Genomic DNA, 26,411 nt, shown 5'->3' with positions numbered 1-26,411 from the left:
TCAGCTCGGCAGGCGGTGTCGAGCTTCGGACTCGGCCTCGCTGCCGGGGGTGCTGTAGGCGAGGTGCCCGCCGATGAGTCCGCCAAGCCCTGCGGCTGCGAGGCCGGCCGCCGCCAGAGCTTTGGCGACTCCGTCGGTCTGCTTCCGCCGACGGAGGTAGGAGCCCAGAAAGAGGAACACCCCGGTTGCGTTCGATGCCGCGTGGATGATGCCGACCCGACGCTGAACAGTGTTCATCGTCGACCAGTCGGCCCATCCGGTCGCTATCGCCGGCGGCGCGGACGCGAGACCCAGCGCGACGACAATTTTGGCCGCCCTGGACTGGTTCTTGACTAGATCGAGCGCGACGGCGCTGGTCCAGCTGCCGATGGTCACCGTCACCAGCGCGGGGTGGATGGGGTGCCCGATCCACCGGCCGTGCAGCGCTGATTCGACGGCACTGTCCGCTACCGCAGGTGCAAGTACGCCATGGATCGCGTCGCTGGGTCCGTCGAGAAACGAGGCAGTCTCGAGACTGTCGAGTGCTTGTTTGATTGTCATGCAATACCGAATGCCCCGTGATCGGCGAGCGAACCATCGCCGTCGAAGTCGAGGCAAGAAGCTTGGACGTCCTATAACGTCGTTGTCATGACGAACGGCACCCGAGTCAGCACCGTCGACGGCGTTCTGCGCAGGTCGGCCGCGAAATTTCCCGACCGTCCGGCTGTGACGTTCGAAGGCCGCAGCCATAGCTACCGCGAACTCGACACCGCCGTGACGCGGGTCGCCCGTCGGTTGATTGCGATGGGCTTGGACAAGGGTGACCGGGTAGCGGCGTACGGCGTCAACTCCGACGCGTACGTGGTGGCATTTCTTGCCTGTGCGCGAGCAGGATTGGTGCACGTGCCCATCAACTACGCACTCGTGGGCGACGAGCTGCTGTATCTGCTCGATCAGTCGGGCGCACGGGCTGTGCTCGTCGACCCGGAGTTGTCGAACACTCTCGATTCCGTTCGGAGCGGCACCGCCGTCGAGTTCGTGGTGTCGCTTCCGGATCTGCTCGACCCTGCCGGGGATGATTCGGTCCTCGAGCCGGCCGCGGACTCCGCGGACCTGGCGCAGTTGCTCTACACCTCCGGCACGACGTCGAAACCGAAGGGCGCGATGATGTCTCACGGCGCGCTCGTTGCCGAGTACGTCTCGTGTGTGATCGCTCTGGGGTTCACCGAAGACGACGACCCGCTGCTGGTGATGCCGATGTACCACTCGGCCGGGATGCACGTGTTCATGCTGCCGTACCTGTCGGTTGGAGCGACCGTGCGACTGATGCGCAAGCCCGACGTCGCGGAGATTCTGCGGCGGATCGAGGACGAGAAGATCAAGTCGTTGTTCCTGGCACCGACGGTGTGGGTTCCGCTCGCCAACCATCCCGACCTCGATTCTCGTAATCTGTCGTCGTTGAAGAAGGCGCAGTACGGGTCGTCGATCATGCCCGTCACCGTGTTGACCCGGCTGCGTGAGCGATACCCGGACATCGAGTTCTACAACTGCTTCGGGCAATCCGAAATCGGTCCGCTGGCAACGGTTCTGCAGCCGTCCGAGCACGAGGCCAGACCGGCGTCGTGCGGTCGTGCGGTGTTCTTCGTCGAGACACGCGTCGTCGACGCGGACGGTAACGATGTGCCGGACGGTGAGCCCGGTGAGATTCTCTACCGCTCGCCTCAATTGTGCGACGGTTACTGGGACAAGCCGGAGGCGACGGCGGATGCGTTCTCGGGTGGGTGGTTCCATTCGGGTGATCTGGTGACTCGAGACGCCGAGGGGTTCATCACGGTCGTCGACCGGATCAAGGACGTCATCAACACGGGCGGGATTCTGGTTGCTTCTCGTGAGGTCGAGGACGCGATCTACACGCACCCCGCCGTTGCCGAGGTCGCGGTCATCGGAACTCCGGACGACAGGTGGATCGAGGCGGTGACTGCTGTCGTCGTGCTCAAGGACGGCAGTGGGGTGTCGGCGCAGGAGTTGATCGACCACGTGAAGGGCAGGATCGCGCCGTTCAAGGTGCCGAAGACCGTCACTTTCCTGGACGAGTTGCCCCGCAACCAGAGCGGAAAGTTGCTCAAGCGCGCGTTGCGCGCCTGAGTTGTTCAGGCTGCTCGCTGTTTTCGTCGGTGGTAGCTGGGGAGGGGCTGCTGTCTGGGGTCGACGGACTCGGGTGGGATGGCGTACGGGTGTCCGTCGTCGCCCATGATCAGTTGCCAGTCGCCGTGGTGGATGAGGCGGTGGCATTCTCCGCAGACCAGCGCGAGGTTGTTCAGGTCGGTGCGGCCGCCGTGTTCCCAGAATTTGATGTGGTGGGCTTGGCACCACTGGGCTGGGCGGCCGCACATGACGCAGCAGGTGTCGCGAATGGTCAGGGCGATGCGTTGGTCGTCGCTGGCGAGTCTGGTGGTTCGTCCGAGCGCGAGTGGTACGCCGTGGTGGTCGACGATGACCGGGGTCAGGTCGGCGTCGCAGGTGACCAGCTCGGCGAGGAAGCGGCTGATGGGGCCGGTCCAGTCGAGGTGGAACGGCCAGTCCGCGTCGCCCGGCTCGGGCGCAGACTTCTGCCCGCCGTTACTGTCACCGCCACGGCCGGCCGCGGTGGCGTCGCGAGAACCAGCGTCGCCCGGGTCGGACGCAGACTTCTGCCCGGCACCACCACATCCGGATGTCGCATCGCCGCGAGCAGCGATATCCCCTCGGGCCACTCCATCCGGACGCGAGCCGTTGCTGTCGCCGCCGTTCGAGGAGCTCCCCGCGACCGAACCCGTGTCGACCGAATCCGTTGCAGTGCTACCCGTTTGCTTGTTGCCACCGTGAGCGAGCAAGTCCCGCAGGGCAACGATCAGGTGCACCGACGCCCGCGACCCGCCCGCCGACCCACGAGTGCTGCCGCGGAGGTGTCGGTCGAGGATCTGATCGAGCGCATCGGCCCGGCGCTTCGACGCACTCCGCGGGTCGCGCTCCCCGCCGGGCCCCGGCCGAGGTGCCGTCAACGGCGACAGAGCGGTGAGAAGCTTCTCGGCGAGCAACCGGTCCATGTCGCCACCGAACTGAAAGCGGCCGTTGGCGAGAGGGTGCAGGTCGAATCGGTTCAGTGCCGAGTTCTCCGACACCGGTCGCGGTGCAGGCGGCAGCGGAACAGGCTTGGGCGCAGGCGGTTCCGGATCCGGTGTCGGGTCGCCGTGTCGGTCGGAGGACGTGGCGGTGTCGGCGGCGCGACGCTCCTGTTCCCGCTGTTCCTGCTCTCGGCGTTGTTTCTCGGCTTTCGCGTGTCGTGCCCGGGCGTCGTCCGCGGCCGCATGCGCCAAAGCGTGCGCGCGGGAGGTCACTTGGCCGGCGGTGTTGCGCATCGCGGTGTCGAGCAATTCGTCGACAATTCCGTCGCGGCGTACCTGATCCAACGTCGGGTCGGCCACCAGGACGACGTCGTATCCCTCGGCGATGGCGGCGGCGTGCGCGGCATGGATGCGGCCATCAGCGAGGGCGTCGAGCACGGTGGGGTGATCGAACAGCCAGTAGCCCAGTGCGTTCTGGCGGGCGGCGGATCCGTCCGTGATGCGCACCGACTTCGCGTACCAGCGGGTGACGGACGAGTGCCCGAGTTTCATCGCCAAGCCGCGGCGGTCGATCTCGGCGAGCAACGTCAATCTCTTTGCTGCGAGAGCGTTTTCGAGTGAAGCCACGTCAGCAAGCTCGGAGACCAACTCCTGGTCTCCGAGCCCGAACACATCCCCCCATGTCTTCACACCACGAAAGCTATACCCACCCACCGACAGGTTTCCGTCAACGCTTCCAACGGATCCGGATCGGTCCTTTTGCGGTCGAGGGATCTATGACCGACCCCTTCTGTGTGATCTCGACTTCGCCGGCGTCGACCATACGTCGGGCCGCGCGGCGAACGGGCTCCATCAAGTCGCGCCAGGCGTCGTCGGACAGGGCTCGTGCGACGTCCGAGGGGCAGATCGTCGCGTCGCGTGATCGGGCGTCGAGCAAGGATCGGATTTTGTCTTCGAGTTCCTTGTCGGTTGCACTCACTTTGCGCCGCCGGCAGGTGTCGCTGCAGTACTTGACGTCATCCCAGTTCTTCTCCCATTTCTTGCGCCACTCGATCCGCCGACCGCACGACGCGCACACCTTGTCTGCGGGGTGCGCGGCGGAGGTACGACGGGAGTGGGCCACAGATCGACAGTAACCTCGTTGCCCAGGGCTCCGCCGCTCTCGGAGCGAAACTATCCTCATCTCATGGCGATTCGAGCGATCCTGGTTGCCGGTGATCCCCGGCTGACAACTCCGGCAACTCGCGTGACGGTGTTCGACGACGAGCTCGCAGCGCTGGTCGAGGACATGTTCGAGACCAATACGGCTGCACCCGGTGCGGGTCTGGCGGCTAACCAAATCGGCGACCCACGTTCGGTCTTCGTCTACGACCTGCGGGACGGTGGGGTCCGTCACCGCGGACACGTGATCAACCCGGTGCTCGAGACCTCTGGAATTCCGGAGACGATGCCCGACCCGGAAGACACCGAGGGATGTCTGTCCGTGCCGGGGGAGCTGTTTCCGACCGGGCGTGCCCACTGGGCTCGTGTGACAGGTGTCGATGTGGAGAACAACCCGGTGACGGTGGAAGGCACGGGTTATCTGGCGCGGTGTTTGCAGCACGAGTCCGACCATCTGGCCGGGCTCCTCTACCTCGACCGCCTGCTCGGCCGCCATCGACGTGCGGCGAAGAAGATGATCAAGGAGAGGGGGTGGGTCGGGCCGGGCAACAGTTGGTTGCCCGGGGCCGACGCGCATCCGCTCGGGCTGTAATCGCGGCTGCGCCTTATCCGACGGTTAGAACGGGTTGTACACGTAGAGCATCCGGTAATCCCATTCCGACGATCCGGCCGGAATGCGGATGTCGGTGAGCGCGTGGCCGTTCTGAGTGCACCAGGTGCGGGCATGGAACGAGGAACAGTCGATTTGTCGTGTGGTCCCGAACGGGCTGATGATCAGCGACTTCTCGCTCGCGCTGCCGTAGGCCGCGGGGTCGAATGCGTTGACGAAGCTCGATGTGGAGTCCTTGGGGCCGAACGGGTTGTCGTCGGGCGCAGCGGATGCCGTCGGTGCGGCGAGCACCGCCACGCCGATCGTCAGTGCAGCGCCGGCGAGGATCTTCTTCAGCATGGTGACTCCGTTCGTTTCGAGCACGAATACCCGGTGCTCGGTGATCGGCAGCAACGGACCGCGCGTTACGGGTCGCCTTCGGGTTCGAGCCCGGCACACTGGAGCGATGACTCGAATGGAAGCTCCCGCCGTCGCCCAACTACTCGGTCGGCGTCTCGCCGTGTGGGGCGGTGTGAGTGTGCTTGCCGGAACGGTGTTGGCGGTGCGCGGCTCGTCTCCTGCCCGTCGTGCATTCGGCCAGCAGACCGCGGGTTGGGGTGCGATCGATGTGGCGATCGCCGGGTCGGGAGCGCTCAACTCCTCGGTCCCGACGTCGAAGAGTTTGAGCAAGTTGCTGTGGATCAATGCCGGGCTCGACGTGCTCTACGTCGCGGCCGGTGCTCACATCGCCGTCCGGAAGCCCAGCTTCGGCCGCCGAATCACCGCTGACCAGGCGATCGGTCACGGAACCGCGGTCGTCGTGCAGGGAGCGGCTCTGCTCTTGCTCGACACCGCGCATGCCCGCCTGATCGCGCAGTAATCACATAGGTGTCATTCCCATAGCGTTCGATTTGTCAAGCATCGACACGAACTAATTGTTGCGACCTAAGTGTATTTGCGTAACACTCGTCCCATCAGTCACATCCGTATCGTGCTTCACAAGGGGAACGGTGGGTTCGTTCATGCGCTTACGTAGTCGGCATATTGCTGTCGGGGCTGTCCTGGCATTGGCAGTGAGCGGGCTGAGCGCATTGACTGCGCCGACCGTCTCTGCAGAACCGTGCGGCGGTCTGGGTGGGCCGGGCTCCTCACCGCTGTTCGGTTCGTCGGGCAGCGCGGGAATGTCGGGCAAGAACCCGCAGGGACCGCAGGGGCCTCTGCCGCGCATCACCGGGAACACCCAGAGCATCGCCTGGGTCACCGGTCCGCAGAGCGTGAACGACACCTACGACAACCTGGCGATGTCCGGAACCGACCTCGGTATCACCTGGGACAACGGTGCGGGCCAGATCTTGATGGCGTTCGGTGACACGTTCGGTGATTGCTCCTCCGGCAATGCCCAGTGGCGCAGCAATGCACTCTTCCGCTCGGACAAGGCGTCGACGAACCTGTCGCAGGGCATCACGATCGGTCCGGCCGACCCGGCGAACACCACCTCGGGTGCGGTTGTCAGAGCGAACAATCCGCGTTACGCCGCCGAGATCATCTCGAGCGCGAAGCTACCGAGCGTCGAGGACACGACCATCCCCACGGCGGCTATCGCGATCGGCAACACCCAGTACATCAACTACATGTCGGTGCAGAGCTGGGGCACACCCGGTCGCTGGATAACGAACTACTCGGCGACGGCCAAATCGACCGACAACGGCCAGAATTGGACGACGGATCCCAAGACGATCCGCGTCAACAAGGGTGTCACGATCCCGGGCTTCACCAACGTCCACGAAAGCCAGGGCAAGTTTCAGCAGAGCGCCTATGTTCTGGGACAAGACGGTCAGTACCTGTACCAGTTCGGTACTCCCAACGGACGATTCGGCGACGCGTTCGTCTCCAGAGTCGCGCCCGATCAGATCGAGAATCTCGACGCGTACGAGTATTCGACGCAAGATCCCGATCCGGCCAAGCAATGGTCCAAGAACGTCGGCGACACCGTGGCCGTGGTGAAGGGCCCGGTCAGCGAGATGTCGGTGGCGTGGAACGACTACCTCGGCCGGTACGTCATGATGTACGGCAACGAGAACAACCGGACGTTGGTGGCGCGCACGGCGGAAAACCCGGAGGGACCGTGGAGCGAACCGAGGACGATTCTCGACGCCAACCAGACGGCAGGCGGCATCTACGCGCCGTTCATTCACCCGATGTCGAGCGGAAAAGACCTGTACTTCACGGCTTCTCGGTGGTCCGATTACAACGTCATGCTTCTGAAGACGAACCTCGACGCGTTGAAGTGACGCGTCCGGCGGCGGCGTCGAGGTAGGCGTCGACGTCCATGTCGATTTCTGCGGACAGTAGTCCACGCCGGATCGTCGAGAGATACTTGCTCGACGGTTCGCCGTGCTCCCGCACGATCGAACTCGTCAGTGTGAACGCGGGCAGTCCGTCGATGTCCGGAAGCCGGAGCAGCGCATCGTATTTCCCTCGGTATGCTTTACCTCGGCGGTCGATGTCGAGTGCGGCCCACTCGCCGATGCTCAGTGATTCCACAGCCGAGATATCGACGGAATCGACCACGTTCTCCACCGAGGCGACGTGCGCCAACTGCACACTTTCGATCAGGTATCCGTGCGCCAGTGACGGTTCGGCGGGATCGGTCGTCAGTGACACGAAGGCCGACGCCCCGGTCCACCGTCGGGACACGCCTGCGAAGTGCAGGGCGTGATCGATCCACAACCAGCGTTCGGCCTCGACCGCTGCCGACGAGGGCGCCGGTGGATGTGCCCCGAACTCCGAGCCGTCCTCGGAGCCCGTCAGGTAGACGGAGAACCTCTCTCGCAACAGGTTCGAGCCATACGCGACGTACCAGAGGCGGTCGGTCACTCGGCCTCGAACAGCTGCCGGTACGCCTCGGCGAGTAGGTCGGCCGCGAGATCGTTGTTGTGTGCCGCTGCGCCCGTTGAGTTTCCGGACCGCATCAGCCGCGCGTTGAGGCCGTACGCGAGATCGTCGAACGTGTCGTCGTCGATGCCGAGATCGACATCCACGTCTTCTTCCAGCAACGCGCCGAGGTCGATCGACCACGACCACACCCGTTCGTCTCGGTACGGCCCACGTCCGGCGCTGACGGTTTCGTTGGAGACCTCGAGCTGCTCGTCGGTCCGGTCGCGCGGAACGTTGGTGTTGATGCGCAGGTCGAGTTCGATCGTGTCGTCGTCGTGCACGATTTCGTCGACTCGCAGGGTCTCGAAGCCGCCGCACGTCAGCGTCAGCAATCGTCGCGGACCGCTGTCGTCCTGTACGTCGGACAGAGCGGCTGTCTGCCACAGGTATTTCGCGGTGTTGGCCGGGTCGGGGATCGACGAGTTGATGTAGTCGGCCACGATGCTTCGGATGGCGGGGTACGCGATGTGGTCGGACAGTTCCCAGAACTGGCGACGACTGCGTCCCACGGCCGCGTCGAGGAGCGTCGTGCGCTTGGCTCGTTCTTTGGGCAGTGCCGTCTTCACTCCCGGAGCTTCGCCGATCGCGGTGGGCTCCGACGGGCGTTGTCGCAGTGGGTGGAGCTGGGACACGAGATCGGTGAGCTGCTCCAAACGATCTGCGGCACCGGGTGCAACCTCGAGGGCCTCGATGTCGGGCCATATCTCGCGGTCGGCATTCACTCGGGCCGCGAGTGATTCGGAGTAGCCCACGAAGGCCGCGTTGTCTGCGAAATGCAGAACGTAGAGTCCGTTTCTGTAGTCCTTGGCGGCGAAGATCGTGGCGATGGCCCCGGAATCGGTGACGTCGAAGCGTTCGAGAGCGAATCCGTCGGGTGTGGAGTCTGTCGGCATGGCAGTGAATCTACCGACGCGTGCGAGCACCGCCTATTCGTCGAAATACGAATTTCTCTCACCGCGCCGTCGTCGTCGAACCAGGGATCGTTGCGTTGCCGTCCAGTCGGCGTCGATCGACCTTACCGCCGGGAACGCCTCTCGATGCCCCGCGCCTCAACGACTCCGATCTGCGCAGGCGCAGCGCCAGATTCGGTTCGCTGCGTCGTCGGATCATGCTCGACGCCCCCGCAGCGGTGGCCGGCCCGTTCATCGGGCTGCTGTGGTTGATTGTCGACGGTGGGGGCTTTGCTCAATTTCTGGCAGTGAGTCTGTTGGCAGCTGTCACCGCGATCTGGTGGTCGGCGATCGCCGGCAGCGACCCCAGTTGAGTCGCTGAGCAATTCGCGTGACGCGCGTTCGTAACTGCTGAGAAACACCCCTGATCTACGTTCGAGATTCGGACATTCAGGAGGCAGTATGGCGCAGTCGATGGCAGAGCACGCAGCGGAAACTATCAGCAAAGGAATCGGCCGACGCGGCTTCATTCGGGCGGTGGCAGCGATGAGCGCAGGGGCTGGTTTGGCCACAACAGCTGCGTGTTCGACGACCTCGACGACCACTGCCGCCGCGAGTTCATCGGCTCCGGCACCGGTCGGCATTCTTCAGCCGGGAGCCGGTGACATCTCCGGCGATCACTACCTGAGCTCCGAGGTCGACAAGGTTCTGTGGGGCTACGTCCCGACGGTCGAGTCGGAGTCGGTATTGCAGATGAAGTCCGGCGAGACCGTGACCATCGATGCGCTCAGCCACGAGGGCATTCTTGAGGACCAGGGCCGCGATCCCGTCGAATTCTTCGGCGGCAAAGGCGTTTCCGAATCCGATGTACTCCAGGACGCCATCAACATTGCCGGCGGATACGACCGGACGGTACGCAACTTCGACGTCGACGGACCGCACGTCGTAACCGGTCCGGTGTTCGTCGAAGGCGCGCAGCGCGGAGACGTTCTCAAGATCGAGACCCTGGAGGCCGTTCCTCGGGTGCCGTACGGCGTGGTGTCGAGCAGGCACGGCAAGGGCGCGCTGGCAGTTACGGCGTCCGGCGAGGCACCGGCGGGCATCAGCCTTGATGAAGTCATGCCGCCGATCGGAAGCGACGGCAGGAAATCGGGTGACCCGACGCAGTACGGCAATGTATCCACGTTCACGGCCGTCGAGGACGGGCAGGGCGTGATGCGGTACGGCGATGCGGCCGTGCGCTTTCCGCTGCGTCCGTTCATGGGCATGATGGGTGTGGCGTTCGCCAGCGACGCGGGTCTGACATCCCCAAATGCCAACTCGATTCCCCCGACGCTCGGCGGCGGCAACATCGACGTCGGTCTGCTCGGCGTCGGCTCGACGTTCTATCTTCCCGTGTTCGCGGAGGGCGCGTTGTTCTACGTCGGCGATCCGCACATGGCGATGGGTGACAGTGAGGTGGCCCTCACTGCGATGGAGGGGTCTCTGCGCGGCACCTTCCGCCTTACGGTCTGCAAGGCGGGCAGCGGTGACGCGCCGTCTGTCGCGTACTCGTATCCCTTTGCCGAGAACGAGAACTCGTGGATTTCGATCGGCCTGTCAGATCCGGACGGGGCCGTCGGCGGCCAGAGTTCGGACCTGAACGCGGCGATGCGTCGGGCTGTGGTCAATGCTCTGGACTTCTTGGAGACCGATCTCGGCATGGACCGGGCGACGGCGTATGCGTACCTCTCCGCTGCCGCGAACTTCACCGTCTCGCAGGTGGTCGACAAGACCGTCGGCGTGCACGGGCAGATCTCGAAGGCGCACTTCGACCGGTAGGAGTGCGCCTGCGGCGCAGTGGTGCGGGTAAGTGCCTCTGCGGGCACATAATCACGCCACTGCGCGTAGCGCACCTCAGCGGTGCGCGGTTGCGATGAAGTGACGTGTTGCGGCGTCGACGATGTCTGCAGGTGCGATGTCGATTTCGTCGTTCAGCCAGGCGATCACGAGTTCGGCCAATCCGCCGATGAACAGCAGTCCGTTGATCTCCGACTGTGGTTGCGGCCAAGCCTTCTCGCCGTAGAGTTCGCGCGACTGTTCGGCCACCAGATGGGCGAAGCCGCGCAATGACTTTCGTCGGTATTCGCGGAGGGAGTCGACGGCCAGCGATTCGATCATCGCGACCCGGCCCTTGCGGCGGTCCTCGGTCAGGACGCCGACGAACGCGGTCACCGCGTTGTGTACCTTGTCGTCGACTGTCTGGGCGGGGGAGTGCAGTGCATCGAGCGCTGCCGTTCTTATCTCGTCGGACACCGATTCCACGACCTGCTCGAGCAGGCCGTCTCTGCTGGAAAAGTTTTGGTAGAAGTAGCGCTCGGTGAGTTTGGCGTGCGCGCAGATGGCGGTCATGGTCGCGCCCTTGGCTCCCGCCGCTGCAAAGACCTCGAGTCCGGCGTCGAGCAGGCGCGCTCGACGTTCGGCGGTGCGATCGTCGGCACTCATGCCGTTGTACCGGCGCGTCGGGGAATCCATGGGTAGATCTTGACAGAGGACGCAAGTGTGACGCAGACTACATCCCATCTGACAGGACACTCTGTCAGATTGATGGAGGTCGACAATGGCACGTGCTCTGGCTGCTCCACCTGCGGATTCAACGCTTCAGCCGGTTTTCGGTGACGGCGGTCTGCCCGTCGTCGGTCACACCCTCGAATACATACGAGACCCTCTGAAGCTGCTCGGCAGTCGATGGGACAAGTACGGCGAGGTCTCCTGGATGACCATGGCCGGCCAGAAGTGGATCACCGTCCTCGGACCCGACGCGTGTCAGCAGGTGCTGCAGAACGCGGACAAAGCGTTCGCCAACGGCGACGGCTGGTCGCTGTTGATCGGGCCGTTCTTCCACGGCGGCCTGATGTTGCTCGATTCCGAGGAGCACCTGCGTCACCGTCGAATCATGCAGCAGGCGTTCACTCGCGACCGACTGGCCAAGTCCGTGGCGGCGTTGAACCCCGTGACCGCAACGGGATTGGACGAGTGGCACCCGGGGGCCGACTTCCAGGTCTACCCGGCGCTCAAAGCGCTGACACTGGACGTCGCGACGAGCATCTTCATGGGCGGTGCGGAGGGAACGACGGATGCCGACATCGCCGAGCTCAACGACAGTTTCATCGCCTGCGTCCAGGCCGCGACGTCGATCGTCCGATACCGGGTGCCGGGCACACGATGGAAGCGAGGCCTGGACGGCCGAGCGGTGCTCGACGAGTTCTTCCGACGCTATCTGCCTGCCCGGCGAGCCACCGAGACCGACGACCTCTTCTCGGTGTTGTGCCAAATCGAGGGTGACGACGGAGAGCGCTTCTCCGACGACGAAGTGATCGACCACATGATCTTCCTGCTCATGGCCGCGCACGACACGTCGACGATCACACTGTCGACGATGATGCAGTACCTCGGGCAGCATCCGGAGTGGCAGGACAAGTGCCGGTCCGAGTGCGAGGCGCTGGGCACAGATGCTCCGACGTTCGCTCAACTCGACGAGCTCACCAATGTCGATCTGGTGATGAAGGAGTGCCTACGTCTGGTGTCGCCCACACCGGTAGTGGCTCGCCGTGCCGTGAAAGACACCGAGGTGCAGGGCAAGTTCGTCCCCGCGGGGACGTATGCCTCTGTCGCACCCCACTTCACGCACCACATGGCGCAGTACTGGCCCAACCCTGAGCAATTCGATCCCGGACGCTTCGCCGCGGACCGTCGTGAAGACAAGGTGCACCGCTATGCGTGGGAACCGTTCGGCGGTGGCGTCCACAAATGCATCGGCATGTACTTCGCCGGTGCCGAGATCAAGACGATCATGCATCACCTGTTGCTGCGGTTCGACTGGACCGTCGATCCCGATTACGTTGCGCCGCTGAACTTCACGTCGCTGCCCTTCCCCGAGGACGGGCAGCCTGTGCAGCTTCGACGGCGTGAGGTCTAGCCGGCCCGCTCGGTGAGCCAGCCGATGATGTTCGCGGTGACCTCGTCTCGGTTGGTCTCATTGAGGATTTCGTGGCGAGCACCGGGGTAGAGGGTGACGGTCACGTCGCTCATGCCGGCTTCGCGGTATCGGGAGGCAAGGGTTTCGATCAACTGGCCGCCGCCGGCGAGTGGATCATCGGATCCCGACGTGATGAGCAGCGGGAGGTTGGAGCGGATCTGCTCGAGGTTGTGCGGATCGGCGAGCTTCTCGGCCTCACCGAACAGCGCGGGCACCGTCGACTCGGGCAGGTCGAAGCCGCACAGCGGATCAGCCACGTAGGCGTCCACTTCGGCCTCGTCGCGGGAAAGCCATTCGTAACCGGTGCGGTGCTCGAAGGCGGCGTTGAACACGCTCAGGTCACCGGCCGGGGCGTCGGCCATCCCAGCGGCGAGGATGTTCAGGGTGGTCGAGCCAGAAAGCACCACGCCCTCGTACAGGTCCGATCGTTCGATCAGAACGTGCTGCGCGGCAAACGATCCCATCGAGTGGGCGAACAAGAACAGCGGCAGGTCCGGGTACTCGCTGAGCAACGATTCTCCGAGTTGCTCGATGTCGGCCCACAGCCCGGCGAACGCAGCGGCACCGAAATCGCCTGGAGTATCGACGATCGACTGGCCGTGACCGCGATGATCGGAGGCGACGACGTGGAATCCGGCGTCGTTCAGCGCGGCGGCGAAGCGGGCGTATCGGCTGCCGTGCTCGGCGAGTCCGTGCGCGATCTGTACGACGCCGCGAGCCGGATCGGCGGCCGTCGCCCAGGTGTAGATACTGATCTCGATGTCGTCCTGCTTGGATACGAACGACGAAGCGTTGGCCACGGTTACTCCTCGAAACGGCGATGGGGACGAAACTCGAACCTATCGGCTACGCCCGCAGTACCGGGTCGAATTGCCCGACGACGGGGAACGCGAAAGCTCCCCGGACATCGTGTCCGGGGAGCCATGCCAGCAGGATCTACTTCGCTGAGACGCGCACGAGCTTCTTGTTCACGAACTCGTCCATGCCCCACGGGCCCAGTTCGCGGCCGACGCCGGAGCGCTTGACTCCGCCGAACGGCAGACCTGGCAGCGTGGTGCCGTGTTCGTTGACGAACGCCATGCCCACTTCGAGCTGCTCGGCCACGTCGCGGGCCTTGTCGAGGTCAGCGCTCCACACCGAGCCGCTGAGACCGTATGCGGAGGAGTTCGCCAATTCGATTGCCTGCTGCGCGCTTTCGACCTTGTAGATGACGCCGGCCGGTCCGAACAGCTCTTCGCTGTAGGCGCGCATGTCCGGGGTGACGTCGGTCAGCAATGTCGGCTGTACGTAGGCACCCGGTCCGTCGATCTTTTTACCGCCGGTCAGCAGCGTTGCGCCCTTGGCGACGGCGTCGTCAATCTGCTCGATCAGCGTGTCGGCGGCGGTCTGCGACGACAGGGGTCCGAGGGTGGTCTTCGCGTCCAGCGGGTCGCCGGTCTGCACGGCTTCGAACGACGCGACGAGCTTGGTGACGAAGTCGTCGTAGACCTCCTCGGCGACCAGGATGCGCTTGGCGGCATTGCAGGCCTGGCCTGCGTTGGACAGCCGCGCCCGGGTAGCGGATTCGACGGTGGCGTCCATGTCGTCGGAGTCGAGCAGGATGAATACGTCCGATCCGCCGAGTTCTAGGACGACCTTCTTGAGGTTGCGTCCGGCCGTCTCGGCGACGGAGGTTCCGGCCCTCTCACTACCGGTGAGCGAGACGCCCTGGACGCGGGAGTCGGCGATCATGTCGGCGATCTGGTCGTTGGTCGCGAAGATGTTGATGTACGCGTCCTGGGGGAGTCCGGCCTGCTGGAAGATCTCCTCCATCAGCAGTGCCGACTGCGGGCAATTGGGTGCATGCTTGAGCAGAATCGTGTTGCCCACCATCAGGTTCGGGCCGGCGAACCGGGCAACCTGGTAGTACGGGAAGTTCCACGGCATGACGCCGACGAGAGCGCCCACCGGCTTACGCTGCAGCACAGTGTCTTCCGCGCCGGGTACGTCGAGCTTCTCGTCCTCGAGAAGCGACGGGCCGTGGTCGGCGTAGTAGCGGTAGATGTTCGACGACAGTTCCACCTCGCCCTGGGATTCGGTGAGGGGCTTGCCCATTTCGAGCGAGATCGTGCGGGCCAGTTCGTCGGAACGCTCGGTGTAGAGATCGGCGACCTTGTGCAGGATGTCGGCGCGATGCTTCGGTGAGGTCTTGCGCCATGTCTGGAAACCGGCGTGTGCATCGGCAAGTGCACGCTCGACGCCGGCACCGTCGAGAGTCTCGAATTCCTTCACAGTTGTGCCGTCGGCAGGATTGACAGTCTTGTAGGTCGTCATACCCCGCTCAACGGTCGGGAGGGTGTCATTATTCCGATTCGGGAAAATCGGATGCTCCGACGGTGGTCAAGGATGGGGCGGGGCGAAGTTGCGAAACCTCGTGGGCGTCCTACTGGTCGGTAACTTGGAACCCCAGGTGGAGTGATACCCCACTGCCCCCACAGTCGCGGGTTCGGAAGATTAAAGTCGATGGAGAACGCATCCAAAAGACGACGTTGAAACTGAGGCAAAGGCGAAACATGACAGCGAAGAAGCCGACCATCATTTACACACTGACCGACGAGGCGCCGATGCTGGCGACTCACGCGTTTCTTCCGGTCATACGTTCTTTCGCCAGTGCGGCTGAGATCAACGTCGAGTCGAGTGACATCTCCGTTGCCAACCGCATCCTCGCCGAGTTCCCCGATTACCTCAACGAAGACCAGCGAGTGACCGACAACCTCGCCGAGCTGGGCAAGCTGACGCAGCTGCCCGAGACCAACATCATCAAGCTGCCCAACATCAGTGCCTCGGTGCCGCAGTTGCTCGCGGCCATCAAGGAGCTGCAGGACAAGGGCTACGCGATCCCCGACTTCCCCGGCAACCCGAAGACCGACGAAGAGCGTGAGATCCGCGAGCGTTACACCAAGTGCCTGGGCAGTGCGGTCAATCCCGTTCTGCGTGAGGGTAATTCGGATCGGCGTGCCCCCAAGGCCGTCAAGGAATACGCCCGTAAGCACCCGCACAGCATGGGTGAGTGGTCCCCGGCATCGCGCACTCACGTTGCGCACATGCGGCACGGCGACTTCTACCACGGCGAGAAGTCGATGACCGTCGAGGGCGACCGCGAGGTCAAGATGGAGCTGCTGACCGAGGGCGGCGAGACCATCGTCCTTAAAGAGAAGGTGTCGCTCACCGACGGCGACGTCATCGACAGCATGTTCATGAGCAAGAAGGCGCTCATCGAGTTCTACGAAGAGCAGATGGAGGACGCCTACAAGACGGGCATCATGTTCTCCCTGCACGTGAAGGCCACGATGATGCGGGTATCGCACCCCATCGTGTTCGGTCACGCCGTCAAGGTCTTCTACAAGGACGCGTTCGCCAAGCACGGTGATCTGTTCGAGGAACTGGGCGTCAACGTCAACAACGGCCTGTCGGATCTGTACAGCAAGATCGAAGCACTCCCCAGCGCGCAGCGCGAAGAGATTATCGACGATCTGCACAAGTGCCACGAGACCCGTCCGGAACTGGCGATGGTCGATTCGGCCCGCGGCATCTCCAACTTCCACTCGCCCAGCGATGTCATCGTCGACGCCTCCATGCCCGCGATGATCCGCAGCGGCGGCAAGATGTGGGGCGCGGACGGCCGGCCGAAGGACACCAAGGCGGTCAGCCCGGAGTCGACCTTCTTCCGCATCTACCAGGAAATGATCAACTTCTGTAAGACCAACGGCCAGTTCGATCCGACGACGATGGGCACCGTTCCCAACGTCGGCCTGATGGCGCAGAAGGCCGAGGAGTACGGCTCGCACGACAAGACGTTCGAGGTTCCTGCCGGCGGCGTCGCCAACATCACCGACCTGGCGACGGGCGAAGTTCTGCTGACCCAGGACGTCGAAGAGGGCGACATCTGGCGCCTGTGCATCGTCAAGGATGGGCCGATCCGCGACTGGGTTGCGTTGGCAGTGCGCCGCACCCGCGAGTCCGGCATGCCGGTCGTCTTCTGGCTCGACCCGTACCGCCCGCACGAGAACGAGCTGATCGGCAAGGTGCGCAAGTACCTGAAGGATCACGAAACCGAGGGCCTCGACATTCAGATCATGTCGCAGGTTCGTGCGATCCGCTACACGATGGAACGTCTCATCCGCGGGCTCGACACCATCTCCGCGACCGGCAACATCCTGCGTGACTACCTCACCGACCTGTTCCCGATCCTCGAACTCGGCACCAGCGCCAAGATGCTCTCCATCGTTCCGCTGATGGCCGGCGGTGGGTTGTACGAGACGGGTGCTGGCGGTTCGGCCCCCAAGCACGTCAAGCAGCTCATCGAGGAGAATCACCTCCGATGGGATTCGCTGGGTGAATTCCTGGCTCTCGCAGTCAGCCTCGAGGACCTGGGAACCAAGACCGGTGACGTCAAGGCGACCATCCTCGCCAACGCACTCGACTCGGCCACCGGCAAGCTGCTCGAGAACAGCAAGGGGCCGTCGCGCTCGACCGGTGAACTCGACAACCGTGGCAGCCAGTTCTACCTCGCCCTCTACTGGGCACAGGAACTGGCCGAGCAGACCGAGGACACCGAGCTGGCCAAGCACTTCGCCGCACTCGCGAAGACGCTCTCGGAAAACGAAGAGAAAATCGTCGGCGAGCTCAACGCGGTACAGGGCAACCCGGTCGACATCGGTGGTTACTACTACCCGGACCCCGAAGCCACCGCCGCAGTGATGCGTCCGTCCTCGACGTTCAACGAGGCACTGGAGTCTGCGAAGCAGTAGTTCTTTCTGCCTGCTTCACCCCCCTTTGAAATGAATGGCCCATTCACGCGCTCAGACGTTGTGAAGGGGCCATTCATTCGTTGAGGTGCAACAACTCTCGGGCTCCGGTAGCCGTCAACCGTCCGCGGTCTACAGTCCGCCCCTTGGTTGGGATTGCACGCCCGCGACGGATCAATGTGACTTTCACGCGCTCAGACGTACTGAATGGCCCATTCATCCCGTCTGGGGCGGCACCAGAACGCTGAGAAACGCCGAACAGCTTGCACTTTGGCGTCGTCCGGGCAACTGGACGACGGAGATGGTCCTGTGGATCGTTGGCTCGATCGGCATGTAGACCAGGTTTGCGAACGACATCATCGGTACCACCAGTTCGGGGACAACTGTGACGCCCAGTCCCGCGGCGGTCAGTCCGGCCACCGCAGCGACGTTGTGTGCCTGAACCGATGGCCCGACGTCGACTCCCGCGCTTTCCAGCGCGAGCCGCACATGTGACTCGATGCTGGATTCGGGGCCGAACGAGATGAACGACTCGCCGGCCAGGTCGGTCCACGACAACGAAGTTCGTTGCGCAAGAGGGTGATTGGTGGGTAGGGCGCAGACGAATGCGTCGGTGCTGATCGTCGTGCGTTCCAGGTCGTTTGCCCGACCCGACGCGGCGACCACTGCGAAATCGACCGAGCCGTCTCGAACCGATGCTACGACGCCGTCACGCAGGCCGTCTTTGACGTGTACCGAGACGTCGGGATGGTTGCGCCGAAACTCCACGATGTACGGGGGCAGGAATATCGCCGCGATCGACGGTAGGCATGCGATCGTGACGGTGCCGCGTTCTCCGGAAACGAATCGTGCGATCTGTTCGAGTCCGTCGTCGAACTCCAGCAGTATTCGACGCCCATATGCGGCCACTTCGAGCCCGTCACCCGTCGGATCGACACTTCGGGTTGTGCGTACGAACAGTCGGACGCCCAGGCGTCGCTCGGCTTCAGCGACGGTACGGCTGAGGTTGGGCTGAGACACGCCCAGTGCCGCGGCAGCGGACGTGAAGCTCTGAAGATCTGCCAGTGCGACAACCGCGCGCATATGCGCGATGCCGATGTTTATGCCCACGACGCATGAATCTATACCCAACTGATGTTGGACTGCGTAAGTGATCTCCACAACACTCGTCATATTCGATGAAGGAGATCACATGCTGTCACTGCTCGGCTTCGGGACGATTGCCATCATCCTGCTGCTGTTGTTCACCCAACGTGTCGCGGCCATCGTTGCGCTTGCGGGTGTCCCACTCGCCGCGGCGTTCCTGGCCGGCAACTCGCCGTCCGAGGTGGCAGGGTTCGTCAAGGATGGGCTCGGCGGGGTCGTCGGCGTCGCAGCCATGTTCCTGTTCGCGATCGTCTTCTTCGGGATCATGCGCGACGCAGGTCTGTTCGATCCCCTCATCGCGCGCATCGTGAAGTGGGCAGGCAGCGCACCGCCGACTGTCGCCGTGGCTACGACGGCTCTCGCGTTGGTCGCCCATCTCGACGGGGCAGGCGCGGTCACGTTCCTCATCGCCGTTCCCGCGATGCTGCCGATCTACGAGCGCCTCGGGATGAGCCGGCTGGTGCTGGCCACGTGTGTCGGACTGGGTGCGGGCGTGATGAACCTCGTTCCCTGGGGCGGCCCGACGGCGCGAGCGGCAGCAACATTGGGCGTCGACGCCAACGAGCTGTGGGTGCCGCTGATTCCCGCGCAGATCGCTGGTGTGGTGTTCGCGTTGGCCATCGCGTACTACCTCGGACGCCGAGAGCGGACGCGGTTGGCGAAGGTCGCAGCAGGTGATGTCAAGGCCGAGGTGGAGGAATCGACGGCACGCGTCGGGCAGCGAATCCCCGTACCCGCTAGCGGCGGAACCAACGAGCCGGCCTCAGTCGGGTCGGGCGGTGACGAGACCCCAGAAGAGCCCGACAGGCCTGACGAGCCCAGCCTGCTACGTCCGAAGCTGTTCTGGGTCAACGTCGTTCTCGTCGTCGCGACACTTGCCGCACTGATCGCGGCCGTCGCGCCTCCGGAGACCTGCTTCATCATCGCGACCATCGTTGCGCTCCTGATCAATTACCCGGGCATGAAGGCACAGTCCGCCCGTATCGAAGCGCATGCAGTCGGCGCGATGCTGATGGTGGGCACGCTGCTCGCCGCCGGTGTTCTGCTCGGTGTGCTCGACGGCAGCGGCATGATCGAATCGATGGCCGTCAGCGCCGCCAACGTGATTCCGGACTGGATGGCACCAGCACTTCCGCTCATCGTCGGGGTGTTCGCGGTACCGATGAGTCTGATCTTCGGCCCGGACGCGTACTACTTCGGTGTGCTGCCGGTACTCATCGAGGTCGGCGACCAATTCGGCATCAGCGCAATCCATCTCGCTCAGGCATCGATCATCGGTGAGGAGACCGTCGGCTTCCCGATCAGTCCGATGACGGGCGCGTTCTACCTTCTCGTCGGATTGGCCAAGGTCGATATCGGCAGGCACATCCGTCATACCCTGGGGTGGGCGTGGCTCGTCAGCCTCGGCATGCTCGGAGTCGCTTTCGCGACGGGCGTCATCCCGGTGTGGGTCTCATGAGGGCCCGCGAAACTGTCCGATTGGGTGCCGGTGCGGGGTTTGCCGGCGATCGCATCGACCCCGCGCAGATCTTGGCCGAGCGAGGCGAGCTCGACTATCTGATCTTCGAGTGCCTCGGAGAGCGGACGGTTGCGACCGGGCAGGCCCGAAGATTGCTCGATCCCACGACGGGCTACGACCCGCTCCTGGCAGCGCGCATGCGCGCAGTACTCGGCTCGACCACTGAGCAGGGCATCACCGTCGTCACCAACTCCGGAGCCGCGAATCCTGTTGCGGCAGCCGCGGTCGTCGCGCAGGTGGCGGAGCAGGTGTGCTCGCGTTCGGTGCGCATCGCTGCTGTCACCGGCGACGACGTGCTCGACGCGGTACGTCGCATCGATCCGGTGGTGTGGGAGACCGGCCGCCCGCTGTCGGAGCATTCCGAGGAACTGGTGTCGGCCAACGCCTATATCGGGGCCGACGCGGTACTGCCCGCACTCGACGTCGGTGCCGACGTGATCGTCACCGGCCGTCTTGCCGATCCAGCGCTGTATCTCGCGCCGCTGATGCACGAGTTCGGTTGGGCGGGGCAGGATTGGGAGACGCTCGGTGCTGGGACGGCCGTCGGGCATCTACTCGAATGCGCGGGCCAACTGACCGGTGGCTACTTCGCCGACCCGGTCACCAAGCCTGTGCAGGGTCTGGCAAATCTGGGTTTTCCGTTCGGGGACGTACGGGCCGACGGCACAGCCGAATTCGGCAAAGTCGACGGCACCGGCGGGGAGCTGACGCGGCGAACGTGCGCCGAGCAGCTGCTCTACGAGGTAGGCGATCCCGCCAGATACTTGACGCCGGACGTGACCGCCGATTTCACCGGAGTTGCGTTCCAGACAGTCGGGCCTGACCGGGTGGCGGTGTGCGGGGCGACGGGCGGCACACGGCCAGAGGAGTTGAAGGTGACCCTCGGATTCCGCGGCGGTTGGCTCGGGGAAGGGCAGATCAGCTACGCCGGGCCACGCGCCCTGCAACGCGCGCAGCTCGCGGGAGCGATTGTGCAGCAACGACTGTGGGAGGTACACGGTATTTTAGCGGAGAACGTGGGTATCGAGTACATCGGCGCGGGCGCTGCATTCCGCGGACTTTTGGCCCCGACCGATGTCCCCGAAGTGCGACTGCGCGTGACCGCGAAGGTGCCCGACGCGGAGACCGCGGCACTCGTGGGGTGGGAAGTCGAAAGTCTGTACACCAACGGCCCGGCCGGTGGCGGCGGTGCGCGCAGCAGCAGCACCGAGGTGCTCGCCATCAGATCGTGTTTGATTCCACGTGCACAGGTGACGACCGCCGTACACATCACGGAGGTGACGGTATGAGAACTGTCGACGATCTCGCCGACGTGCGAACCGGGGACAAGGGCGACACCCTCATTCTTGCGGTGTTCCCGCGAACCGATGAGGACTACGAGTTACTCTCCGGCGCACTGACTGTCGATGCCGTTGCCGGGCATTTCGCACCGCTGGTCACCGGAGCCGTGCGTCGCACCGAAATGCCCTTGGTCTCGGGATTGGTGTTCGAGCTGCCCGGCGTGCTCGGCGGGGGAGTGACAGGTAGCCCCGTTCTCGACGGACATGGCAAGTGTCTGAGCTACCACCTGCTGAGCATGGCTGTGGGCGAGCAGATCTAATCGAGCTGCTTGACCTCGGAGTTGGGCAACACCGGTAGCGCAACCGGATACAACTGAAAGGTCCCGCTCATTCCCTTGAGTTCGACGTCGCGGGGCGTCCCGAGGTTCAGGTCATGCACCGCACCGATGGCGTTGCGCACCGGTTCGCTGACCAGAATTTCGCCGCCCTCGGCCTGTCCCGCAACTCGTGCTGCCATGGCCACGTTGAGTCCGAAGATGTCGTCTCCGCGTCGCACCGAACTGCCGACGTGCACGCCCATGCGTACGCGGATGCGGTCCCATCGATCAGGGTTCTTCATCAGGGCTTCTTGCACTTTCACCCCGCAGCGCACGGCCCCCGCGGGATCGGAGAATGCAAGCATGTACCCGTCGCCCTGGCTTTTCACCACATGGCCGCCGTGATCGGCGACGTGCTTGCAGATCAGCTTGTTGTGCTTTTCGAGCAGCTTCACCCAGCCGCGGTCGCCCAGCTCCTCGTTGCGCGCGGTGGATCCTTCGATGTCGGAGAACATCACCACGATGTCGCCGTCCGCCGTCATGCGTGCCAGATCGGGGCGTTCCACCTTGGCCCAGCCCGCGAGGTCCTCGACGGAGTTGCGAACCGTGGCGCCGAAGCCCTTGTTGATGAGTAGGTCCGTGGTGTGGAAGGCAGTTCTGATGGCGAAGGGCACCAGGCCGCGTCGCTTACGGCGCTGCTGTGTTTCTGCGAGAGCCTGGTCGAGTGCGCGGCGGGTGTGCTTCAGCTTGCGACGCGACACTATCAACACGACACCGAGCGCAACGATGGCGGCGAGCTCTACTCCGGCAACTATCCACAGGATCACGTCGCTCATCCTTGCCTGTCCAACGCCTCTGCGGGCGCACAACCGACCGCGAATTGCCGTCGATAGGCCGTCGGTGTCACCGCGAATGCCGAACGGAAGTTCTGGCGCAACGTGACAGCGCTGCCAAATCCGCACAGTGCGGCAATGTTCTCGATACTGCGATCGGTCGTTTCCAGTAGGTTCCGAGCTTCCTCCAACCGTTTGATCAACACCCACCGAGCCGGGGTGGATCCCGTCTCGAACTGAAACTGACGGATGAAGCTGCGTCGGCTCATGCGGGCATGATCGGCCAGTCGCTCGATGGGCAACGACTCGTCCAGTCGCTCGAGTGCCCAGCTCTGGACGTCGGCGATCGCGGTACCGCCTGATGCCTCGATGACCGGCCGTTCGATGTATTGAGCCTGACCACCGTCGCGATGGGGTGCGACCACCAGACTGCGGGCCACCCGCGTCGCGGCAGCCGAACCGAGGTGCTTGCGCACGATGTGCAGGCAGGAATCTATCGACGATGCCGTTCCCGCGGAGGTCATCACGTCTCCGTGGTCGATGTAGAGGACCGACTCGTCGACGCCGGCGTGTGCATTTCGCTCCCGCAGTTCGGTCATCTTGGTCCAGTGCGTGACGGCGGGGCGGCCGGCCAGCAAACCGGTGTCTGCGACGGCGAACGAACCGAGGCACAAACCCGCGATCGCTGTGCCTCGGGCATGAGCTCCGCGGAGAGCGTCGGAGAAATCAGTGCCTATGCGCGGCAACGACTCCGGCCACGACGTCACGATGACGATGTCGGCCCAGTCGACGGTGCTGGGACCCGCGATCTCGCCGATGGGAAACCCTTCCTCGGTGCGGATCGAGCCTGGTTCGTCGGACCACACTCGCGTCTCCCAATCCGAGGCGAGTCCGAGGCGATTCACCTCGCCGAACACCATCAACGGCGCGGCGAGGTGAAACATCGTGATGCCGTCGAACACATAGAGCGCTATTCGCATGGTTGGCTCCGATCCAGAACGTTGGCGCAAATCAATCGAAAGTATGCATCCGTGCCACTCGTGGACGCAAGGTCGATGACGAACGATGGGTATCGACCGAGAACGCCGGCTACAAGGAGAACACCCATGACCGCACCACGCAGAGCCCTCATCGTCATCGACGTCCAGCAGGAGTACTTCGAGGGAGTGCTGAAGATCCAGTACCCGCCGCGCGACGAGTCGTTGGCCAATATCGTCCGCGCCATCGAAGCCGCTGCGGCGCAAGACCTGCCCGTCGCGATCGTTCAGCACGAAATGCCCGAAGGTTCGCCCGCTTTCGTCAAGGGCACCCCGACCTACGAGCTGCATCCCGACATTCAGGCCGTCGTGCAGCCCTCCTTCGAGCGAGTCGAGAAGCAGTACAGCAGCGTCTTCGCTGGAACCGGTGTCGCGAAGTGGTTGCAGAGCAACAACATCGACACCGTCACGATCGTCGGCTACATGACGAACAACTGCGACCTTGCCTCCAGCGCCGACGCCGAAGCGCTGGACCTGACCGTCGAGATCCTGTCCGACGCCACCGGAGCGATCAACCTCTCCAACGAGGCGGGCACCGTCTCGGCCGAGCAACTGCACAAGGCACTGATGGTGCTCTACCAGTCGAACTTCGCGGCAGTGGCGTCCACCGACCAGTGGGTCGACGCCGTCAAGAACGGAAACGAGCTGACCGCAAACAATCTGGTGGTCTCGGCAGCGCAGGGCAACGACGCGGTTGCCTAAGTCGTAATTACGATGGCGACGGTGACGGCACGGGCAATTACGGACCAGACGCTCGGTGCGTGGGTGATCAAGTGCAATCCGCACAAGACCGATCTCGCGCCGATGATCGAAGCCGGACGTGCGCACGAGAACTGGTGCGTCGCCGACAACTACCGAACGCGTTTGATGAAACCCGGGCAACCCGTGCTGTTCTGGGTCAGTAGCCACCCGCGACGCGGGATCTGGGGTGCGGGCCGATTGACCGGCACCCCAGTACCCGGTCCGCAGTGGAAGATCTCGACGGACATCATGCTGTTCGACGAGCCGATTCTTGCGTCGGACATCCAGTGCATCGAGGAGTTGTCGATGCTCGAGGTGTTCCGATCGCCTCAGCAGGCCAACCCCTCCTGGGTCGACGCGTCCGCATGGGCAGTGATCCGGCAGATGTTGCCTCTCGAATGATGTGATGGCGGGATGACATCGGAAGACGAGCCGGCACTTCACGGAATGCTAGATGTCGGGGACGGGCAACGCATCTACTGGGAGCAATGGGGCCCGTCCGACGGCGTCCCAGCGGTCTACTTGCACGGTGGGCCAGGCGGGACCTTGAACTCCAGTCAGTTTCGACGACACTTCGATCTGTCTCGTGTTCGCGCAGTCGGGTTCGAGCAGCGTGGGTGCGGCCGTTCTACACCACATGCATCCGATCCCTCGACGTCGTTGACTACCAACACCACTGATCATCTGATCGCCGACATCGAGGCCTTGCGTGAGCACCTGGGCGTCGAGGCGTGGATCGTCAACGGCGCATCCTGGGGTTCGACTCTCGCTCTGGCCTACGCTCTCGCACATCCGACAAGGGTTCTCGGCATCGTCCTCGTCTCTGTCACGACGACCAGCCGCGCGGAGGTCGACTGGATCACCGAAGGAGTCGGTGCGGTCTTCCCGGAAGCGTGGGATCGCTTCGCTAGCTTCGCGGAGCAGTCGGGCGTCGGCTATCGACTAGGTGAGAGTCGCATAGTCGACGCGTACGACCGTCTGTTCAACTCACCTGATGTGCAATTGCGGGACAGTGCATCTCGGGAGTGGGCGCTGTGGGAGGACGTGCACATCTCGATCGGTACCAATGGTGCTCGGCGTAATCCGCGCTGGGACGACGACCGGTTCCGGCTGGCCTTCGCGCGGCTGACCGCGCATTACTGGTCGCACGACGGGTTCTGTAATCCGCCCTTGCTTGCACGTGCCGACGGTCTGGTGGACATCCCAGGAGTCCTGATCCACGGCCGAAAGGACATCTCAGGGCCGGCAGTCACACCGTGGCTTCTGCATCGACGTTGGCCCGGGTCGACACTGATCATCGATGAGGGCGACGGGCATGGGGGAATGTCGATGGCGGCGCGCTGGGACGCTGCGAACGAGGAATTAATCAACCGGGCCCTGCAGAGGCCGAATGGTGCATGATCGTGAGGTGACTTCTTTCCCGATTGCCGACTTGACTCCCGACGAACTGCTGACCACGACGCGCACCGTCCGCAAGCGTCTCGACCTGACGCGGCCGGTTCCGATGGAACTGATCAAGGAATGTCTCGAGATCGCGCTGCAGGCCCCTTCTGGGTCGAACAAGCAGGGTTGGCAGTGGATCGTCGTCACCGATCCCGATCTTCGCGCCCGGATCGGCGCGATCTACGGCGAGCTGTTCGCCGCGTATCAGGCGTCGAAGCATTCCGCGTCGGCTTTGTTTGCGGACGATCCGGAACGCGCCTCGGTGCAGAAGCGAGTCGGCGACAGCGCGGGATGGCTCGGCGAGCACATGGGTGAAGTTCCGGTACTGCTGATCCCGTGCATCCAAGCAGGTAAGACGCTCCCGGCGGGAAATCAGGCCGGTCTGTGGGGCTCACTGCTGCCTGCGGTGTGGAACTACGCCCTGGCTGCACGGGCACGTGGCCTCGGAACGGCTTGGACCACAATTCATCTCGCCCGCGAGGCGGAGATCTCCGAGCTTCTCGGCATCCCCGAAGACTTCCATCAGGGCGCGTTGATTCCGACGGCGTACTACACGGGTGAGACGTTCAAGGTCGCGCCGCGGGATCCCATCGAGACGGTGCTGCACGTCGATCGCTGGTAGTCGGATCG

General features: G+C 63.9%; 27 protein-coding genes and 1 pseudogene. 15 read left to right on the top strand and 13 right to left on the bottom strand.

The genetic code is table 11. The features are described from left to right. The gene (locus tag J1M81_RS17120) at nt 1-540 is read right to left on the bottom strand and encodes a DUF2231 domain-containing protein (RefSeq protein WP_206498449.1); all 540 of its coding nucleotides are present in this window, start codon (nt 538-540) and stop codon (nt 1-3) included. 87 nt (nt 541-627) lie between these two features. Here J1M81_RS17120 and J1M81_RS17115 point away from each other — a divergent pair, with 87 nt between their 5' ends. Beyond that, nucleotides 628-2,124 (top strand): fatty acyl-CoA synthetase, encoded by a 1,497-nt coding sequence (locus tag J1M81_RS17115; RefSeq protein ID WP_206498448.1) that lies wholly within the window; start codon nt 628-630, stop codon nt 2,122-2,124. Nucleotides 2,125-2,129: 5 nt separating this feature from the next. Here J1M81_RS17115 and J1M81_RS17110 read toward each other — a convergent pair whose 3' ends face one another. The 3 genes and pseudogenes from J1M81_RS17110 to J1M81_RS26860 form a co-directional block, all read right to left on the bottom strand. After that, nucleotides 2,130-3,773: an HNH endonuclease signature motif containing protein gene (locus J1M81_RS17110; protein ID WP_032375301.1), complete on the bottom strand. Its 1,644-nt coding sequence runs from the start codon at nt 3,771-3,773 to the stop codon at nt 2,130-2,132. Nucleotides 3,774-3,810: 37 nt separating this feature from the next. Next, nucleotides 3,811-4,062 carry a DUF3253 domain-containing protein gene (locus tag J1M81_RS26865; protein WP_228139420.1) on the bottom strand — a complete coding sequence of 84 codons (252 nt, stop codon included), beginning with the start codon at nt 4,060-4,062 and terminating at the stop codon, nt 3,811-3,813. A 15-nt stretch (nt 4,063-4,077) separates the two neighbouring features. Further along, a pseudogene (locus J1M81_RS26860) lies at nt 4,078-4,266 on the bottom strand (DUF2256 domain-containing protein); the annotation flags it as partial. Nucleotides 4,267-4,269: 3 nt separating this feature from the next. On the opposite strand from J1M81_RS26860, the gene J1M81_RS17100 reads away from it, so the two are divergent. After that, entirely contained in the window at nt 4,270-4,836 is a 567-nt protein-coding gene (locus tag J1M81_RS17100) for a peptide deformylase (protein WP_032375299.1), read from the top strand. Between the two features lie 24 nt (nt 4,837-4,860). Here J1M81_RS17100 and J1M81_RS17095 read toward each other — a convergent pair whose 3' ends face one another. After that, on the bottom strand, nt 4,861-5,193 hold the full coding sequence (locus J1M81_RS17095) for a hypothetical protein (RefSeq protein ID WP_032375357.1): 333 nt from the start codon (nt 5,191-5,193) through the stop codon (nt 4,861-4,863). A 106-nt stretch (nt 5,194-5,299) separates the two neighbouring features. Here J1M81_RS17095 and J1M81_RS17090 point away from each other — a divergent pair, with 106 nt between their 5' ends. Both J1M81_RS17090 and J1M81_RS17085 read left to right on the top strand, forming a co-directional pair. Continuing rightward, nucleotides 5,300-5,713 carry a hypothetical protein gene (locus J1M81_RS17090; protein ID WP_205914314.1) on the top strand — a complete coding sequence of 138 codons (414 nt, stop codon included), beginning with the start codon at nt 5,300-5,302 and terminating at the stop codon, nt 5,711-5,713. A 142-nt stretch (nt 5,714-5,855) separates the two neighbouring features. Continuing rightward, nucleotides 5,856-7,124 carry a DUF4185 domain-containing protein gene (locus tag J1M81_RS17085; protein WP_032399167.1) on the top strand — a complete coding sequence of 423 codons (1,269 nt, stop codon included), beginning with the start codon at nt 5,856-5,858 and terminating at the stop codon, nt 7,122-7,124. Here J1M81_RS17085 and J1M81_RS17080 read toward each other — a convergent pair. Together J1M81_RS17080 and J1M81_RS17075 are read right to left on the bottom strand one after the other, a co-directional pair. Further along, nucleotides 7,087-7,710, bottom strand: a complete 624-nt coding sequence (locus J1M81_RS17080; protein WP_206498447.1) for a hypothetical protein — start codon at nt 7,708-7,710, stop codon at nt 7,087-7,089. The genes J1M81_RS17085 and J1M81_RS17080 overlap by 38 nt on opposite strands. Beyond that, complete coding sequence (locus tag J1M81_RS17075) at nt 7,707-8,663, bottom strand: hypothetical protein (protein ID WP_241258198.1); 957 nt, start codon at nt 8,661-8,663, stop codon at nt 7,707-7,709. Before J1M81_RS17075 ends, J1M81_RS17080 begins: the two co-directional genes overlap by 4 nt. A gap of 20 nt (nt 8,664-8,683) precedes the next feature. Between J1M81_RS17075 and J1M81_RS17070 the strand changes: the two genes are divergently transcribed. Together J1M81_RS17070 and J1M81_RS17065 are read left to right on the top strand one after the other, a co-directional pair. After that, nucleotides 8,684-9,034: a hypothetical protein gene (locus J1M81_RS17070; RefSeq protein WP_206498446.1), complete on the top strand. Its 351-nt coding sequence runs from the start codon at nt 8,684-8,686 to the stop codon at nt 9,032-9,034. Nucleotides 9,035-9,122: 88 nt separating this feature from the next. After that, nucleotides 9,123-10,481, top strand: coding sequence for an acetamidase/formamidase family protein (locus J1M81_RS17065; RefSeq protein WP_032383778.1), 1,359 nt, complete (start codon nt 9,123-9,125; stop codon nt 10,479-10,481). A 75-nt stretch (nt 10,482-10,556) separates the two neighbouring features. On the opposite strand, the gene J1M81_RS17060 is transcribed toward J1M81_RS17065, so the two are convergent. Further along, on the bottom strand, nt 10,557-11,174 hold the full coding sequence (locus tag J1M81_RS17060) for a TetR/AcrR family transcriptional regulator (protein WP_206498445.1): 618 nt from the start codon (nt 11,172-11,174) through the stop codon (nt 10,557-10,559). A gap of 85 nt (nt 11,175-11,259) precedes the next feature. On the opposite strand from J1M81_RS17060, the gene J1M81_RS17055 reads away from it, so the two are divergent. Further along, nucleotides 11,260-12,618, top strand: coding sequence for a cytochrome P450 (locus J1M81_RS17055; protein WP_206498444.1), 1,359 nt, complete (start codon nt 11,260-11,262; stop codon nt 12,616-12,618). Here the strand turns inward: J1M81_RS17055 and J1M81_RS17050 are convergent. Further along, nucleotides 12,615-13,478, bottom strand: coding sequence for an alpha/beta fold hydrolase (locus tag J1M81_RS17050; RefSeq protein ID WP_032383775.1), 864 nt, complete (start codon nt 13,476-13,478; stop codon nt 12,615-12,617). The two genes, J1M81_RS17055 and J1M81_RS17050, sit on opposite strands and share 4 nt — an antisense overlap. A gap of 136 nt (nt 13,479-13,614) precedes the next feature. After that, a complete protein-coding gene (locus tag J1M81_RS17045) occupies nt 13,615-14,991 on the bottom strand; it encodes an NAD-dependent succinate-semialdehyde dehydrogenase (RefSeq protein ID WP_068103716.1) in 1,377 nt (458 codons plus the stop codon). A gap of 239 nt (nt 14,992-15,230) precedes the next feature. Here J1M81_RS17045 and J1M81_RS17040 point away from each other — a divergent pair, with 239 nt between their 5' ends. Next, a complete protein-coding gene (locus J1M81_RS17040) occupies nt 15,231-17,468 on the top strand; it encodes an NADP-dependent isocitrate dehydrogenase (RefSeq protein WP_206498443.1) in 2,238 nt (745 codons plus the stop codon). 213 nt (nt 17,469-17,681) lie between these two features. On the opposite strand, the gene J1M81_RS17035 is transcribed toward J1M81_RS17040, so the two are convergent. Next, on the bottom strand, nt 17,682-18,575 hold the full coding sequence (locus J1M81_RS17035) for a LysR family transcriptional regulator (protein WP_283348360.1): 894 nt from the start codon (nt 18,573-18,575) through the stop codon (nt 17,682-17,684). An 82-nt stretch (nt 18,576-18,657) separates the two neighbouring features. Here J1M81_RS17035 and J1M81_RS17030 point away from each other — a divergent pair, with 82 nt between their 5' ends. Genes J1M81_RS17030 through J1M81_RS17020 form a run of 3 tightly spaced genes read left to right on the top strand, consistent with a single transcriptional unit; the run spans nt 18,658 to nt 21,730 of the window. Next, nucleotides 18,658-20,070 (top strand): CitMHS family transporter, encoded by a 1,413-nt coding sequence (locus tag J1M81_RS17030; RefSeq protein WP_094714539.1) that lies wholly within the window; start codon nt 18,658-18,660, stop codon nt 20,068-20,070. Further along, entirely contained in the window at nt 20,067-21,419 is a 1,353-nt protein-coding gene (locus J1M81_RS17025; RefSeq protein ID WP_094714645.1) for an acyclic terpene utilization AtuA family protein, read from the top strand. Before J1M81_RS17030 ends, J1M81_RS17025 begins: the two co-directional genes overlap by 4 nt. Further along, nucleotides 21,416-21,730 (top strand): hypothetical protein, encoded by a 315-nt coding sequence (locus J1M81_RS17020; RefSeq protein WP_206498441.1) that lies wholly within the window; start codon nt 21,416-21,418, stop codon nt 21,728-21,730. The genes J1M81_RS17025 and J1M81_RS17020 overlap by 4 nt, the downstream gene beginning before the upstream one ends. On the opposite strand, the gene J1M81_RS17015 is transcribed toward J1M81_RS17020, so the two are convergent. Together J1M81_RS17015 and J1M81_RS17010 are read right to left on the bottom strand one after the other, a co-directional pair. After that, nucleotides 21,727-22,563, bottom strand: coding sequence for an adenylate/guanylate cyclase domain-containing protein (locus J1M81_RS17015; RefSeq protein WP_206498440.1), 837 nt, complete (start codon nt 22,561-22,563; stop codon nt 21,727-21,729). The genes J1M81_RS17020 and J1M81_RS17015 overlap by 4 nt on opposite strands. Next, nucleotides 22,560-23,540 carry a GlxA family transcriptional regulator gene (locus J1M81_RS17010; RefSeq protein WP_206498439.1) on the bottom strand — a complete coding sequence of 327 codons (981 nt, stop codon included), beginning with the start codon at nt 23,538-23,540 and terminating at the stop codon, nt 22,560-22,562. Before J1M81_RS17010 ends, J1M81_RS17015 begins: the two co-directional genes overlap by 4 nt. A gap of 126 nt (nt 23,541-23,666) precedes the next feature. Here J1M81_RS17010 and J1M81_RS17005 point away from each other — a divergent pair, with 126 nt between their 5' ends. From J1M81_RS17005 to J1M81_RS16990, 4 genes are read left to right on the top strand one after another with little or no spacing between them, the layout of a single operon-like run. Beyond that, nucleotides 23,667-24,299: an isochorismatase family protein gene (locus J1M81_RS17005; RefSeq protein WP_094643737.1), complete on the top strand. Its 633-nt coding sequence runs from the start codon at nt 23,667-23,669 to the stop codon at nt 24,297-24,299. A 21-nt stretch (nt 24,300-24,320) separates the two neighbouring features. Then, complete coding sequence (locus J1M81_RS17000; RefSeq protein WP_255032345.1) at nt 24,321-24,740, top strand: EVE domain-containing protein; 420 nt, start codon at nt 24,321-24,323, stop codon at nt 24,738-24,740. A 12-nt stretch (nt 24,741-24,752) separates the two neighbouring features. Next, on the top strand, nt 24,753-25,739 hold the full coding sequence (locus tag J1M81_RS16995) for an alpha/beta fold hydrolase (protein WP_206498438.1): 987 nt from the start codon (nt 24,753-24,755) through the stop codon (nt 25,737-25,739). Nucleotides 25,740-25,746: 7 nt separating this feature from the next. Further along, nucleotides 25,747-26,403: a nitroreductase family protein gene (locus tag J1M81_RS16990; protein ID WP_045840948.1), complete on the top strand. Its 657-nt coding sequence runs from the start codon at nt 25,747-25,749 to the stop codon at nt 26,401-26,403. Nucleotides 26,404-26,411 lie beyond the last annotated feature (8 nt).

The sequence above is a fragment of the Rhodococcus sp. KRD175 genome (assembly GCF_017168275.1).
In the GTDB taxonomy this organism is placed as follows: domain Bacteria; phylum Actinomycetota; class Actinomycetes; order Mycobacteriales; family Mycobacteriaceae; genus Rhodococcoides; species Rhodococcoides fascians.
Note: the sequence above shows the minus strand (reverse complement) of the source record. Positions and strands in the feature narration are given on the sequence as shown.